Source organism: Methylocystis sp. Uni0008, from assembly GCF_056838045.1.
This window is the reverse complement of sequence record NZ_CM166370.1, coordinates 2,314,051-2,327,980: the sequence shown is the minus strand read 5'-3', so window position 1 is coordinate 2,327,980 and position 13,930 is coordinate 2,314,051. Positions and strand designations below refer to the sequence as shown.

Genomic DNA, 13,930 nt, shown 5'->3' with positions numbered 1-13,930 from the left:
TCCGTATCGGGGGCGAAGTAAAAGCGTCGCCAAGGACGTCGAGGAACGGAAGCCTTCGGCTTGCATCATTCCTCCGGGATGCTTTGTTTGCCGAGCTCCGCCTTCAGCAGGAAGACGTTGGAGACGGCGATCTCTTCGCCCTGATTGACGCCCGAGACGACTTCGACCGACTTGTCGTCGCCGCGTCCAAGTTCGACTTCACGCTTCACAAAACCGTCGGGCGTGCGAACGAAGACATTGGGCTTGCCATCGATGATCATCACGGCCGAGCGCGGAACTTTGAGTTTCACCCGCGCTTCCTTGAGCGAGACTTCAGCCTCGAGCAGACTGCCTGGCCGCAGCGAGAAATCAGGATTGGCGAAGCGCGCGAGGACGGGACCCGTTCTCGTCTCCCGTGAAATCGTCGCCGTGACATAGGTGATTTTTCCGTCAAATCCGCGGCCTTCCGCGTTTTGCAGCCGCACCTCCTGCCCCTCGCGCAACAGGCCGAGATCGGCGGCAGGCACTGCGAGTTCGGCCTCGACCACCGAGAGATCGGCGATGACATAGAGTTCCTTCGCCTGTCCTTCGCCGCCGACCGGTTGACCGACGTTGACCATACGCTCGATGACTCGTCCCGAGATCGGCGATCGGATCTCCTTGCGGCGAAGCTCCGCAATCGGCTGCGAGGGCAGGGCGGCGATCTCTTGTTCGCTCATGTCCAGCGCCGCGAGCTTCTGGCGCGCCAGATCGAGTTTCACCTTGGCTTCGGTGAAGGCCGCCTTGGCCCTCAGAAACAGCTGTTCCGCGGTGATCTTCTTTTCGAACAGCCCTTTTTCGCGCTGGAAGAGCGCGCTCTGCAGATCGAAATTCGCTGAGGCGGCGAGATATTCGCTTTTCGCCTCGGCGACCTCGCGCGAGTCGATGATCGCGATCGTCTCGCCCCGCGTGACGTTGTCGCCGAGCCGCTTGCGCAGCTCTTCGACGACGCCTGTTACTTTGGCGGCGACGCGCGCAATTTTGTCGGGATCGGGTTTCACGGCGGCGGGCGCCGTGATTTGACGGGTGATGCCGCCGGGCCCGACGGGCGCCACCGAGATCTTGGACGCCTCGATCTGGGCTGCGGAAAGCCGGACTTCGCCGTCGGCGGGCTCTGGCGTGGTCGCTTCGGTCTGGCTTTCCGGCGCGATGCGATCGCGCAGGGCGCTGATCAGCGACGGCAACGCCGCGCCGATCGCAAGGCTCGCGAGCACGGCGAGAACCAGAACGGACCTGTAACGGGTCATGATCGCGAAGTCAGCTCCGTCACGAGCGGTCTGAGTGGCGTAGCACTGGCGCGCCGCTCGAGCCATTGGCCGGCGCGGCGAAAGTGGGGGATATCGCGGCCGGCGTCGATTCCTCTCCTTAAAGGAGTTGGGCGGCCCGGTCCATGCGCCGGCGGGCCGTTCTCGCGCACATGCTGCGGTTTTCAAAAAAGAAAAGCCCGGCCAAAGGGCCGGGCTTCGCTGAAGGCGTTTGTTGTTGGCCGTGTGCTCAGTATTTGGCGAGCACAGGGGCCGGCGAGCTGAACAGGTTCAGCCGGTAGTTGATGCCGACGCGCGCCACGTGGAAGCGGTTCTGAACGCGGGTCGTGGCGCTGTTGAAGAAGGCCGCAGTGGCCGCAGGGAACGGTCCGAACTGAAACGCCGTCTGGCCGAGGCCGAAGGTGCTGAGCGTCGTGGTGCCGAGGTCGACGTAATCATACTCCAGCTTGAACGACCAGTTCGGGAACATCAGCGGGGCATATTCGAAACCGCCGCCGACGGTCCAGCCGTATTTGACGTTGTCATAAGACGCGCGGCCGAAGGCGCCCGACGTGATCGAATAAGGCAGGAAGAAGAAGCCGGAGATGCCGCGCACCGAGCCATAATTGAAGTTGGTGTTGACCTGGCCGTAAGCGAAGCCGCCCGTGGCGTAGAGCATCAGGTTCGGCATCAGCGGCGTGACGCCGATGCGGCCGCGGACCGTGCCCCACCAGTCGACATAGCTGTTGACGGTGCCGGAGCCAGCGTAAGCGCGCGACAGCACGCCCGGGATGGCGACGCCAGGAACGGTGACGCCCGGACCCCAGCCAGTGTTGTTGGACTGGATGTTCGCAGCCTGAATGTCAGCCTCCAGGCCGACGACGAGCCAGCGGTTGAACTGATAGTTGTAGCCAATCTGACCGCCGCCCGTGACGCCGGTGAGGTTGGTCTGCCGCTGATAAGCCACGCCGCCGAAGATCGGCGTGCCCAGCGCGGAGTGAATGTTCTCGCGGGTCCACTGATTGTCCGCGTTGCCGAAAGCGCCGCCGATGTTGACGCCGCCGTAGAGGCCGGTCCAGGAGAACATCGGCGGCAGCGGCAGCGGCGGCGGGGGAGCCTTGTAGCTGGGAAGGTCGGCGGCGAATGCCGATCCGGCGGCGAGCGCCAGCGCGAGGCCGGCGGCGACAGGCAATTTGGTCATGGTGTGACGCCCTCTTAGTAAAAATTCCAGTTCCTGCGGCCGCCATCGCCCGAACGATCTCGCCGAAATAAGACCGCCGCCTCTGCGACACTGCGCCGATACGTTCAGGATTACGTTCGAACCGTTCCAAGGGTCAATCGAAACGCCGCGTTTTTAGGCGTCCCGGGCGCTTTTGCTGAAAGGCGTGACAAATCGGCAACAGCGAAAAGACCCGATTTCGCCACGGCTTCTCGCGTGCAGACTCATGAATCGCCGCGTTCTTTGCGCAATCGATCCCAATAGTCGAGGCGCTTGGCGATCTCGCGCTCGAATCCCCGCTCGACGGGCCTGTAGAATTTCTGCGGCGCCAGCGAATCAGGCCAGTAGTTCTGGCCCGAGAACGCGTCGGGCGAATCGTGATCATATTCGTAGCCGGCGCCATAGGCCTCATCGCGCATGAGTTTCGTCGGCGCGTTGAGGATGATCTTGGGCGGCATGAGCGAGCCCTTCTCCTCCGCGACGCGTTGCGCGCGCTTGAACGCGACGTATGCCGCGTTGGATTTGGGCGCGGTCGCCACGTAGATGACCGCCTGCGCGAGCGCGAGTTCTCCCTCGGGGCTGCCGAGGAAATCGTAAGCGTCCTTTGCGGCGTTGGCGACGAGGAGCGCCTGCGGATCGGCGAGACCGATGTCTTCGACCGCCATGCGCACGATTCGCCGCGCAAGAAACAGCGGATCTTCGCCGGCGGCGAGCATGCGCGCGAGATAGTAGAGGGCGGCGTCGGGGTCCGAGCCGCGGACGCATTTGTGCAGCGCGCTGATGAGATTGTAGTGGCCTTCCTGCGCCTTGTCGTAGATCGGCGCGCGGCGCTGCACGACCTCCGCCAGTCCCGCGCGATCGAAGATCTCGCCCGGCTTCGCCGCGCGCCAGATTTCCTCGGCCAGCGTCAAGGCCGCGCGGCCGTCGCCGTCGGACATGCCGACGAGCGCCGCGCGCGCGTCCAAGTCGAGCGGCAGCGGCTTGCCTTCAACATGTTCGGCGCGTTTGAGCAGCTGTTCGATCGCCGCTTCGTCGAGCGCCTTGAAAGTCATCACGCGGGCGCGCGAAAGCAGGGCGGCGTTGAGTTCGAAGGAGGGATTTTCGGTCGTCGCGCCGATGAGCGTGATCGTGCCGTCCTCCATGACCGGCAGGAAGGAATCCTGCTGCGCGCGATTGAAGCGATGGATTTCGTCGACGAAGAGCAAAGTCCCTTGTCCGGCCGCGCGCCGCGCGCGCGCCGCCTCAAAGGTTTTCTTCAAGTCGGCGACGCCGGAGAAGATCGCTGAAATCTGCACGAAGGCGAGTTTGGTTTCGTGCGCAAGCAGCCGCGCGACCGTGGTCTTGCCGGTGCCGGGCGGCCCCCAGAAAATGAGAGACCCCAGAGCGCCGGCGCGGATCAGCCGCGTCAGGGCGCCGTCGGGCCCCAGCAGATGATCCTGGCCCGCCACCTCATCGAGACGCGTCGGCCGCAGCCGGTCGGCGAGCGGACGCGGCGCGTCTTGTTCGAGTTTCGCGGCTTGGAAGAGATCGGACATGTCAGTGACTAACATAGCGGCGCGGCGCGAGTGCGAGAATCGCTGGCGTCGAGGCGGCCGGTGAAGACGGTTGAGGCGGCCGCTGCAGGCCGAATACTGTCGCTGATCAGATTCTCGACTACTGAAGCGGAGCTGTTAACGAACGATTAACCTTGCCGCAAGTATTACGATTCAATGAACGAATTCGGGCTGGGATCTCCTATTCGTTAAGTTTCGCGTGCAGAGCGTCGACATCAACCAAAAACTGGACGGTCGCACATGCGCACCATCGCTTTCGTCACCCAGAAGGGCGGCGCCGGCAAGAGCACGCTCGCCAGCAGCGTCGCCGTCGCCGCGCGCCAGGCCGGGGAACGCGTGTTCATCATCGATCTCGACCCGCTGCAGACGCTGGTGAAATGGTCGCGGGCGCGCGGCGCGGCCGATATCGCGGTCGAACATGTGCCGCCGGCGAAGCTCGCCAAGGCGCTTGCCGCGCTCGCCGCAAAGGGCGTGACTCTCGCCATCATCGATGCGCCGGGTCAGGAGGGCGAATATCTCTCGGCCGCCGTTCGCGCCGCCGATCTTTGCGTCATCCCCGCGCGGCCCAACGCCTTCGATCTCTGGGCCTCCGAAGTCACCCGCGTTCGTGTGAAGGAGAAGGGCAAGGACTACGCCTTCCTGCTCAATCAGTGTCCGCCGGCGCAACAGAGCGCGCGCGTCGAACTCGGCGCCAAGGCGCTGCAGGAGATGGGCGGGCTTCTCGCGCCGCTCGTTTCGTCGCGCGTCGATTACCAGGAGGCGGCAAGGCTCGGCCGTGGCGTCAGCGAATACAATCCCGACGGCGTGGCGGCGGAGGAGATGCGGGAGCTTTGGGCCTCGATCAAGCGCCGGCTGAAAAAACAGCCGAGCGCGGCCAAGACGCCGGGCGCCAAAACAACGAAGGCGGCCAGAAAGGCCGCCTGATCATCGAGCGAAAGAACCGCGGGCCCGCGCCGTTCTCGCGCCTATCCGATCTCCACGATGCGCGCGCTGTGGTGGATCACCTCCGCCTTGTCGCCGACCGACTTGCCCATGAGCGCTTTGGCGAGCGGCGCCACGTAGGGGATCATTCCCTTGGTGGGGTCGGCTTCGTCTTCGCCGACGAGCCGGAAGCTGCGGCGTTCGCCGTCCTCGAGTTCGACGACGACGCGGTGGCCGAAGCGCACATGCGAATGATCGGCGATCGGCCGAATGACTTCGGCGCTGGCGCGGCGCGCGGACCAATAGCGCAGATCGCGCTGGGCGAGCGCGAGCGCGTGATTGTCTTCGCTCGCGGTCGCGCGTTCGATTTCCTTTTGCAGGCGCGCAAGCTCGGCTTCAATCTGTTCGAGACCCTCTGGCGTGACCAGATTACGATGCGGACTGACCGGACGGTCCGGCAGATCTTCACGCGGGTTGTCGTCGTCCTGTTCTTTGGTGAAAGCCGAACTCATGCACGTCTGACCTTTGGTTCGCCGCGCCGATGCGGCGAGCGTTCTTAACAAAAATAATCGGCCCAAGCGGGCCGTCGTCAATATTAGAGCCGAGACCGGCGCGCTTGTCGAGAAACCGACGCGCCAATGCGACGATTCGCGCGCGCCCGACCGCTTAGCTTGCCTGCGCTAAAGGCCGAGATCGGAAAGGCCAGGGTGATCCGAAGGGCGCGGGCCTTGCGGCCAGTGATATTTTCGCTCGCTTGCGGCGATCGGCAGGTCGTTGATGCTGGCGATTCTCAGCCGCATCAGGCCGTTCTCGTCGAACTCCCAATTCTCGTTGCCGTAAGCGCGGTACCAACTGCCCGAGTCGTCATGAAACTCATAGGCGAAACGCACGGCGATTCGGTTATCGCGAAACGCCCAGATCTCCTTGATCAAGCGATAGTCCAGTTCGCGGCGCCATTTGCGCGTGAGAAAGGCGACGATTTCATCGCGTCCGACAAGAAACTCGGCGCGGTTGCGCCAGCGGCTGTCCACCGTATAGGCGAGCGACACGCGCTCGGGATCGCGCGTGTTCCAGGCGTCCTCGGCCATGCGCACTTTCTGTGTCGCGGTTTCGAGCGTGAAGGGCGGCAGCGGCGGTCGTGACATGGGAAGATCCTCGTCGTTCGAGCGCGTGAATACTATTGACCTGCGTCCTGCCCTGGAAGTTTCAGGCCCAAGTCGATGACGAGGCGTCCGCGAATCTGTCCCGATACGATCGAGCGCGCCCGGTTCAACGCGTCGTCGAAAGGAATGATTTCGCTCATCGCGTCGATCGTATCGGGATCGAGATCCCGGGCGATGCGCGCCCAGGCCTCTCGCCGCAGGGCTATGCGCGGCCGCACACTCTCGACGCCGAGCAACGAAACGCCGCGCAGAATGAACGGCGCGACAGTCGCGGGCAGCTCCATGCCGCCGACATTGCCGCAGGCGGCGACCGCGCCGTCGAAACGCGTCTGCGCGAGAAGGTTGGCGAGGGTGACGCCGCCGACGGCGTCGACGCCGACGGCGAAGCGCTGGGTCTGCAGGGGCTTTCCCGGCGCGGCAAGTTCTTTACGAGGAATGATCTCGGTCGCGCCCAGACGTTTCAGATAATCCTCTTCGCCGGCGCGCCCCGTAACGGCGGCGACGCGCCAACCGGCGCTGGCGAGCAGCGCGACGGCGAAAGAGCCGACGCCGCCCGTCGCGCCAGTGACCACCGCGAGTCCGTCCTGCGGCCGCGCGCCATGGCGCTCAAGCGCAAGCACACAGAACATGGCGGTCAGTCCGGCGGTGCCGACCGCCATCGCCCGCGCGGGCGTCAGCGGCGGCGGCAGTTTGGCGAGCCAATCGCCCGAAAGACGCGCCTTCTCGGCAAAGCCGCCATAATGGGCTTCGCCGAGCCCGCACGCCGTCGCGACGACGATGTCGCCGGGCGCAAAATTGGGATGCGCGGAGCGCGTCACGCGACCGGAGAGGTCGACCCCGGGAATCATCGGGAAGCGGCGCACCACCGGTCCCTTGCCGGTGACGGCGAGACCATCCTTGTAGTTGATCGCAGAAAAGGCGACGTCGACGTCGACGTCGCCGGGCATCAGCTCGCGCTCGCACATGACGACATAACCGGCGCGTTGGCCATGATCGTCTTTATCAACGCGAATGGCCTTGAAACCCGTCACGCGCCTTCGCCTCCGCCCCCTGGTCACGCCACAGCCGCGCTTTTAGCGGAGAAAAAAAGTCAAAAAAAGGAAAAAAATGAGCCGCCTTGGCCGTAAAACCCGAAAGTTCCTGACGAACATCTATGGAGATTTGACCCCACCCAATAGTTGACAATAATTCTTGATGAAGACGCACTATTCTGTTACGCAGTCGACAAGTAACGGTGGGGCGCCGATTCTATGCAGCGAAGCATTGATCAAGGACGGCGGGCGCGGCGTCCGCCTCAAAGGGAAGTGGTGAGCAATCCGATGAATCAAACCAACAACATTGAACTCGCAGCCGACATCGTCTCCGCCTATGTCAGCAACAATTCGGTCCCCGCCGGAGATTTGCCTGGGCTGATCAGCGAAGTGTACAACGCGCTGCTGCGCGTGGGCACCGGTACCTTAGCGGCGCCCGCCGAACCGCCGAAACCGGCGATTCCCGTCAAGCGGTCGGTGACAAACGACTACATCATCTGCCTCGAGGACGGAAAGAAGTTCAAGTCGCTGAAGCGACATCTGCGCACGCAATACGGACTGTCGCCTGAAGACTATCGCGAAAAATGGGGTCTTCCGGCGGACTATCCGATGGTTGCGCCCAACTACGCCAAGGCGCGGTCCAATCTCGCCAAGCAGATGGGGCTCGGCCAGCAGCGTCGGCGTCGCGGCAAATAAAAGGCGGCCGAACGGCCGCCTTTCTCCCTGATCTTCAGCAAGCCCGCGCGAATTAACTGCGACGCGCCGACTTTCAGCTTTCCTCGTCGGTCTCGATGTCGCCGTCGATCAGCCCCGAGACGTCGTCGTCAGCCTCTTCCTCTTCGAGGAAGGTGTCGTCTTCAGTGTCGTCGGCCTCGATCTCCACTTCATCCTCGACGTCGAGCGATTCCGCGGCCGTTTCCGTCTCCTCGACTTCTTCGAGAGAAACGGTGTCAGGGCTTTCCTTTTCGATTTCGCTCTCTTCTTCTGCCTGTGCGCGGGCCGCCGCTCGCGTCAAAGCCACGACCTGGTAAATCGCGCCGCATTTCGGACAAGCGATCGGGTCTTTGTTCAAGTCGTAAAACTTCGTCCCGCAGGACTGACATTGGCGTTTGGCGCCGAGTTCGGGTTTAGCCACGGTCGATTGGTCCTCGAGAAGCGGCGTGGGAACGCCTCGCCTGTATTGAGAGACTGTGTGGGCGCTCCGGTTAGTGGCGTCCCGCGTCGCTGTCAAATAGGAAATGCGGCGCCCGCCCGCCCATTGCCAAGAGCCGCGCAGATTGGCATAGATTCCGAAGAATGCGGGTGTAGCTCAATGGTAGAGCAGCAGCCTTCCAAGCTGAATACGAGGGTTCGATTCCCTTCACCCGCTCCAGCCCGCCTCAGCTGGCGTAATCCCGCCCGTCTGCGGCAGGGAAATCTCCGTCGCCTTTCAGCGGCCGCTCCCTCCGACCTTTGAACGTCCATCACGGAGCTGAGAAGCCGCCTTTCCGTTTTGGCGTTTACCAATTTCGAGCCGGCCGTGGGCAGGAACAGCCGTCGCAATGATTCAGTGCGAACCCCCTCGGCGCGCGTGAGCGGCATGCGATCGTCCCAGGGAAGGACGCGGCGTTAAGGGTTTCAGTCGTTTGACGGGAATGTCAGCGCGCGTGCGTCGCGAGCGCCCTTTTCGAGAGCCGCGGAATGCGGGCGGAACGCAACGCCAACCGAGATCGGACGCTGATTCGTGCCCGCTGCGTTCCCGGTTGATCCCAAAGCTTAACAGGCGGCGTTCGAAACGCCCCATCTTCGCCGTTGACAGAAGCGGCGAAAAGAGTCCGCCGGCAGCTATTCCGCCATCCGCGCGCTGTACGCTCAGAGGCGCCATTCTGATCCAGTTCTGGTATTTCGGTTTGAGCAAGCGTCCATATATTGTTGGAACAGAGCATGACTCACGAAGCGTCAGCGATTCGGGCGTGATTCGTTCGCAGGCTGTTCAGAGGGTAAAGTCGCGCACCGCGCTAAGTTTCGATATGAGACGAAGGCGCGCTGCGGCGCGCGTCAGGCAGCAAAGAAGAAATGACAGTCGCGCCGTCCTATCCGGCGAGCCGCGCCGCTCCTCGCGCAAGACCCTTCGACAGGGGCGTCGCGGCGGTGCTCGGCCCCACCAACACCGGCAAGACGCATCACGCGATCGAGCGGATGCTGTCCTTTCCCACCGGCGTCATCGGCCTGCCGCTGCGCCTTCTGGCGCGCGAGGTCTACAATCGCGTCGCCGCGCGCATCGGCGCCGACAATGTCGCGCTGGTCACCGGCGAGGAAAAGATCAAGCCGCGCGCGCCAGCCTATTGGGTGGCGACGGTCGAGGCGATGCCGCGCGACGTCGAGGCCGACTTTCTCGCCATCGACGAGATTCAGCTCGCAGCCGACCTCGACCGCGGCCACATCTTCACCGACAGGATGCTGAATTGGCGCGGACGCCAGGAGACTCTCCTGATCGGCGCGGCGACGATGGCGCCGCTCATCGGAGAAATCTTTCCGGCCGCGCCGATCTTCACGCGACCACGGCTTTCTGAACTCTCCTTCGCCGGCGAGAAAAAGATCTCGAGGCTGCCGCCGCGCACCGCGATCGTCGCCTTCTCCGCGGAAGAGGTTTACGCGATCGCCGAATTAATCAAGCGCCAACGCGGCGGGGCCGCCGTCGTGCTGGGCGCGCTGTCGCCACGCACGCGCAATGCGCAGGTCGAGCTCTATCAGGGCGGCGACGTCGATTACATCGTGGCGACCGACGCCATCGGCATGGGCCTCAACCTCGACGTCGATCACGTCGCCTTCGCCTCCGATCACAAATTCGACGGCGTGCGCCACCGACGGCTGACGCCCGCGGAATTCGGCCAGATCGCCGGCCGAGCGGGGCGCCATATGAGCGACGGCTTTTTCGGCGCGACGGGCCGCTGCCCGCCTTTCGACGAAGAATTGATCGAGGCGTTGGAGGACCACCGCTTCGATCCGGTGAAGACCTTGCAGTGGCGCAGCAGCGCGCTCGATTTTTCTTCGATCGACGCGCTGATGCATTCGCTTGACCAGACCCCGGCGCATCCCGATCTGGTCCGCGCCCGCGTCGCGGACGATCAAAGAGCGCTCGAGGCCGCGAGCCGCGACGAGACCGCGCGCCGCAACGCCAAGACCACAGCCGATGTCATGCGGCTCTGGGAAGCCTGCCAGATCCCCGACTATCGCAAGACGTCGCCCGCCGCCCACGCCGAGCTGGCGCTCGCCGTCTTCGCCTTCATCGCGCGGCGCGGCAAGATCCCCGAGGAGTGGATGGCGCGGCAGATCGAGGCGGTGGACCGCGTCGACGGCGATATTGCGACGCTGTCGAACCGCCTCGCGCAAGTACGTACGGCGAGTTTCATCGCCAACCGTTCTGGTTGGCTCGACGACTCCGAGCATTGGCAGAGCGTCGCGCGTCGGGTAGAGGACAGCATATCCGACGCGTTGCACGATCGATTGACGCAGCGTTTTGTCGATCGCCGCACAAGCGTGCTGGTGCGCCGCTTAAGAGAGAACGCGATGCTTGAAGCCGAAATCAACGCCGCCGGCGACGTTCTGGTCGAAGGCCAGCATGTCGGAAGCCTCCAGGGATTCCGCTTTACGCCGGATCCGGGCGCCGCAGGCGAAGCGGCCAAGGCGTTGAACGCGGCGGCGCAGAAGGCGCTTGCGGGAGAATTCGAGGCGCGCGCGACGCGCGTGTTCGACGCCGTCGACGACGCCTTCGCGCTGGGCAACGACGGACTCATTCGCTGGCTCGGCGAACCTGTGGCGAAGATCGCCGCCGGCGCCGGAGCGCTGGCGCCGACGACGCGCGTGCTCGCCGACGAGCAATTGACCGGCCCGGCGCTGGAGAAGGTCAAGCAGCGTCTCGACCTCTGGCTCGCGCAACACGTCAAGAAACTGCTCGGGCCCCTCGAACAGCTGGAGAAGGGCGAAGGTCTGGAAGGCGTGACGCGCGGCGTCGCCTTCCAGCTCGCGGAGGAGTTGGGGGTGCTGGACCGTGCGCGCGTGGCCAAGGAAGTGAAGGGGTTCTCCCAGGAGGACCGCGCCGCGCTGCGCAAGCTCGGCATGCGCTTTGGCGCCTATCACGTCTATGTGCCCGCGCTGCTCAAGCCTGCGCCGCGCGCGCTTTCCGCGCTGCTCTGGGCGCTGCATCACGGCGGGCTGGAAAATGTGAAGGGGCTCGAAGAAGTCCCGCATCTCGCCGCTTCCGGGCGCACGTCCTTCGCCGTCGACGCGTCCGTTCCGAGGGGCTTCTACCGCGCCGCAGGCTTCCGCGTGTGTGGCGAGCGCGTCGTTCGCGTCGACATTCTCGAACGCCTGGCCGATCTCATCCGCCCGGCGATCGCCTATCGTCCCGGCGTCACAGCGGGCGAGCCGCCGCCCGGCTCTGCGGACGAAGACGGCTTCGTCGTCACCGTGGCGATGACCTCGCTCACCGGCTGCTCGGGCGAAGCTTTCTCCTCGATCCTCAAGTCGCTCGGCTATGCGTCGACGCAGCGTCCGGGGCCCGCCATCACGGTCCCTCTCGTGCAGGCGGCTCCGATGGAGCCAGTGAAGCCCAAGACGACGGCCGAAACCACGTCGGGGGATGCGGCGGAGGCCCAGAAAGAGGGCGCCGCCGTCGAGCAAACCGCGCCGGCCGCCGCCGAGCCGCCGGGTGCGGAAACGGCGAAAGCCGTCGCGGCCGAGCCAAGTTCAAGCGCACAGGAAGTTCAGGCCGAGCCCGCCGTTACCGAGGAAGCGCCGACAGAAGCGCCGACGGCCGCCACTGAAGAAACGCCGGTTGCGGCTGAGCAGGCGTCGCAGGAAGCCGCTGCGGCCGTCGAAACGAGCGAAGAGGCGGCGCCGGCCGCGCCCGAGGCGATCGAAATCTGGCGTCCCCAACGGCATGCCCATACCGGTCCGCGCCGGGAGGGCGCGGTGCGCCGCGTGGCGCGGGATCTAGGCGCCGAAGACAAGCGGCCGCCGCGGCGCGACCAGCGGGCCCGCGCCGATGGGCCCGGCAAGGACGTCGCTCGTTCCGCCGGAAAGCCGCGCCACGAGGGAAGGCCGATGCGCGACGACGCCCGCGCCCGCCGTACTGGCGGCTTCGCTGCGCCAGAGCGGCGCGAGCGACAGCCGGATCCGGACTCGCCCTTCGCCAAGCTGGCCGCGCTCAAGGCCGAGCTTGAGAAGAAGGGCAAATAGCTGCGCTAGCGCTTCTGCCCATAGCTTCGCCATCGTATTGCCAATAGTCGGCCGCACAACTATTGCTGCCCCGGGGCGGGCGCGGCCGAGTGCTAGAGGGGCTAATGAAGAAAATTTTGCCCGTGATTATGTGCGGCGGGTCGGGGACTCGGGTGTGGCCCGAGTCGCGCGAAACGCTGCCCAAGCAGTTCATTCCGCTCGTCGGCGAGCGCTCCACCTTCCAGACGACCATGGCGATGCTGGCTGACCCGGCGTTCGAGCGGCCGATCGTCGTCTCCAATTTCGACTACCGCTTCCTCGTCGCCGACCAGCTGCGCGAGATCGGCGCCCAGGCCGATGTCGTGCTCGAGCCGTCGCGCCGCGACTCAGGCCCCGCGGTCGCCGTGGCGGCGGGTCTCGCCGCGCGCCGCGCGCCTGATACGGTCGTCGTCGTGCTCGCCGCAGACCATGTCGTCCGCGACACCGAGGGGCTCGTCGACCTGTGCAAGCGGGCGAGCGCCGCCGCGGAGGAAGGCTATATCGTCACGCTCGGCGTCAAACCCGACGGTCCTGCGACCGGCTACGGCTATCTGCGCCCCGGCGCGCCGCTCGCCACATGCTGCGAGGTCTTCAAGCTCGACGCCTTCGTCGAAAAGCCGGACCGCCTGACGGCGCAGGACTATATCGACGCCGGCTATTTCTGGAACAGCGGCAACTTCATCTTCCGCGCCGACGTGATGCAGTCGGAAATCGCGCAATTCGAGCCGGGCATTTTCGCCGCGGCGGAAGCAGCGATCGAAGCGGCGCGGCAGGATCTCGGCTTCACCATTCTGAACGCCGAAGCCTTTGCGCATGCGCCGAAGAAATCCATCGACTACGCCGTGATGGAGAAGACCGAAAAGGCGGCGCTGATCCCCGCCGACATCGGCTGGTCCGACGTCGGCACCTGGCGCGCGGTCTGGGAGCTCTCGGAGCGCGACGAATTCGGCAATTCCGTGCGCGGCCACGGCGTCGTCATGGACGCGCGCAACGTCCATGTCCGATCCGAGGACACGCTGACCACCGTCGTCGGCGTCGACGACGTCATCGTCGTGACGACGCAGGACGCGGTGCTGGTGCTGAGCCATGAGCATGGCGATCAGGTCAAGCAGCTCGTCGATCAGCTGCGCAGCGAGAACCGGCGCGAAGCGGGCGAACACAAGCGCATCTTCCGGCCCTGGGGCTATTATCAGGCGATCGACGAAGGCCAGCGCTATCAGGTGAAGCGCATCGTCGTGAAGCCGGGTCAGCGCCTGTCGCTGCAAAAGCACTTCCACCGCGCCGAACATTGGATCGTGGTGCGCGGCACGGCCGAGGTCGGGCGCGACGAAGAGACCCATCTCGTTCACGAGAACGAGTCGATCTATCTGCCGATCGGCTGCAAGCACCGCCTGATCAACCCCGGCAAGATCGATCTGGAGCTGATCGAAGTGCAGACCGGCTCCTATCTTGGCGAAGACGACATCGTCCGCTTCGAGGACGCCTATAATCGAGGATAATTCGCCGCTCAGCTTTCCGCGTCATGGCCGGCCTCGGGCCGGCC

11 protein-coding genes and 1 tRNA gene are annotated in these 13,930 nt (G+C 64.7%); 5 read left to right on the top strand and 7 right to left on the bottom strand.

Annotated elements, in window-relative coordinates:
• Window positions 1–65 precede the first annotated feature (65 nt).
• From AC0X69_RS11580 to AC0X69_RS11570, 3 genes are all read right to left on the bottom strand, one after another.
• Window positions 66–1,265, bottom strand: coding sequence for an efflux RND transporter periplasmic adaptor subunit (locus tag AC0X69_RS11580; RefSeq protein WP_482607748.1), 1,200 nt, complete (start codon window positions 1,263–1,265; stop codon window positions 66–68).
• A gap of 247 nt (window positions 1,266–1,512) precedes the next feature.
• The gene (locus tag AC0X69_RS11575) at window positions 1,513–2,463 is read right to left on the bottom strand and encodes an outer membrane protein (protein WP_482607747.1); all 951 of its coding nucleotides are present in this window, start codon (window positions 2,461–2,463) and stop codon (window positions 1,513–1,515) included.
• A 242-nt stretch (window positions 2,464–2,705) separates the two neighbouring features.
• Window positions 2,706–4,016, bottom strand: coding sequence for a replication-associated recombination protein A (locus AC0X69_RS11570; protein ID WP_482613384.1), 1,311 nt, complete (start codon window positions 4,014–4,016; stop codon window positions 2,706–2,708).
• A 258-nt stretch (window positions 4,017–4,274) separates the two neighbouring features.
• On the opposite strand from AC0X69_RS11570, the gene AC0X69_RS11565 reads away from it, so the two are divergent.
• On the top strand, window positions 4,275–4,958 hold the full coding sequence (locus AC0X69_RS11565) for an AAA family ATPase (protein WP_482607745.1): 684 nt from the start codon (window positions 4,275–4,277) through the stop codon (window positions 4,956–4,958).
• Window positions 4,959–4,999: 41 nt separating this feature from the next.
• Here the strand turns inward: AC0X69_RS11565 and greA are convergent, their stop codons facing one another.
• The 3 genes from greA to acuI all read right to left on the bottom strand — a co-directional run bounded on the left by greA (window position 5,000) and on the right by acuI (window position 7,149).
• The gene (gene greA / locus AC0X69_RS11560) at window positions 5,000–5,467 is read right to left on the bottom strand and encodes a transcription elongation factor GreA (RefSeq protein ID WP_482607744.1); all 468 of its coding nucleotides are present in this window, start codon (window positions 5,465–5,467) and stop codon (window positions 5,000–5,002) included.
• Window positions 5,468–5,635: 168 nt separating this feature from the next.
• Complete coding sequence (locus AC0X69_RS11555) at window positions 5,636–6,100, bottom strand: nuclear transport factor 2 family protein (protein WP_482607742.1); 465 nt, start codon at window positions 6,098–6,100, stop codon at window positions 5,636–5,638.
• A gap of 32 nt (window positions 6,101–6,132) precedes the next feature.
• Window positions 6,133–7,149: an acrylyl-CoA reductase (NADPH) gene (acuI, locus tag AC0X69_RS11550; protein ID WP_482607740.1), complete on the bottom strand. Its 1,017-nt coding sequence runs from the start codon at window positions 7,147–7,149 to the stop codon at window positions 6,133–6,135.
• 288 nt (window positions 7,150–7,437) lie between these two features.
• Between acuI and AC0X69_RS11545 the strand changes: the two genes are divergently transcribed.
• Window positions 7,438–7,845: a Ros/MucR family transcriptional regulator gene (locus AC0X69_RS11545; RefSeq protein WP_482607739.1), complete on the top strand. Its 408-nt coding sequence runs from the start codon at window positions 7,438–7,440 to the stop codon at window positions 7,843–7,845.
• Between the two features lie 73 nt (window positions 7,846–7,918).
• On the opposite strand, the gene AC0X69_RS11540 is transcribed toward AC0X69_RS11545, so the two are convergent.
• The gene (locus tag AC0X69_RS11540; protein WP_482607737.1) at window positions 7,919–8,284 is read right to left on the bottom strand and encodes a TIGR02300 family protein; all 366 of its coding nucleotides are present in this window, start codon (window positions 8,282–8,284) and stop codon (window positions 7,919–7,921) included.
• A 163-nt stretch (window positions 8,285–8,447) separates the two neighbouring features.
• On the opposite strand from AC0X69_RS11540, the gene AC0X69_RS11535 reads away from it, so the two are divergent.
• From AC0X69_RS11535 to AC0X69_RS11525, 3 genes are all read left to right on the top strand, one after another.
• A tRNA-Gly gene (locus AC0X69_RS11535) sits at window positions 8,448–8,521 on the top strand.
• A 683-nt stretch (window positions 8,522–9,204) separates the two neighbouring features.
• On the top strand, window positions 9,205–12,369 hold the full coding sequence (locus AC0X69_RS11530) for a helicase-related protein (RefSeq protein WP_482607735.1): 3,165 nt from the start codon (window positions 9,205–9,207) through the stop codon (window positions 12,367–12,369).
• 104 nt (window positions 12,370–12,473) lie between these two features.
• Complete coding sequence (locus AC0X69_RS11525; protein WP_482607733.1) at window positions 12,474–13,886, top strand: mannose-1-phosphate guanylyltransferase/mannose-6-phosphate isomerase; 1,413 nt, start codon at window positions 12,474–12,476, stop codon at window positions 13,884–13,886.
• Window positions 13,887–13,930: the final 44 nt, after the last annotated feature.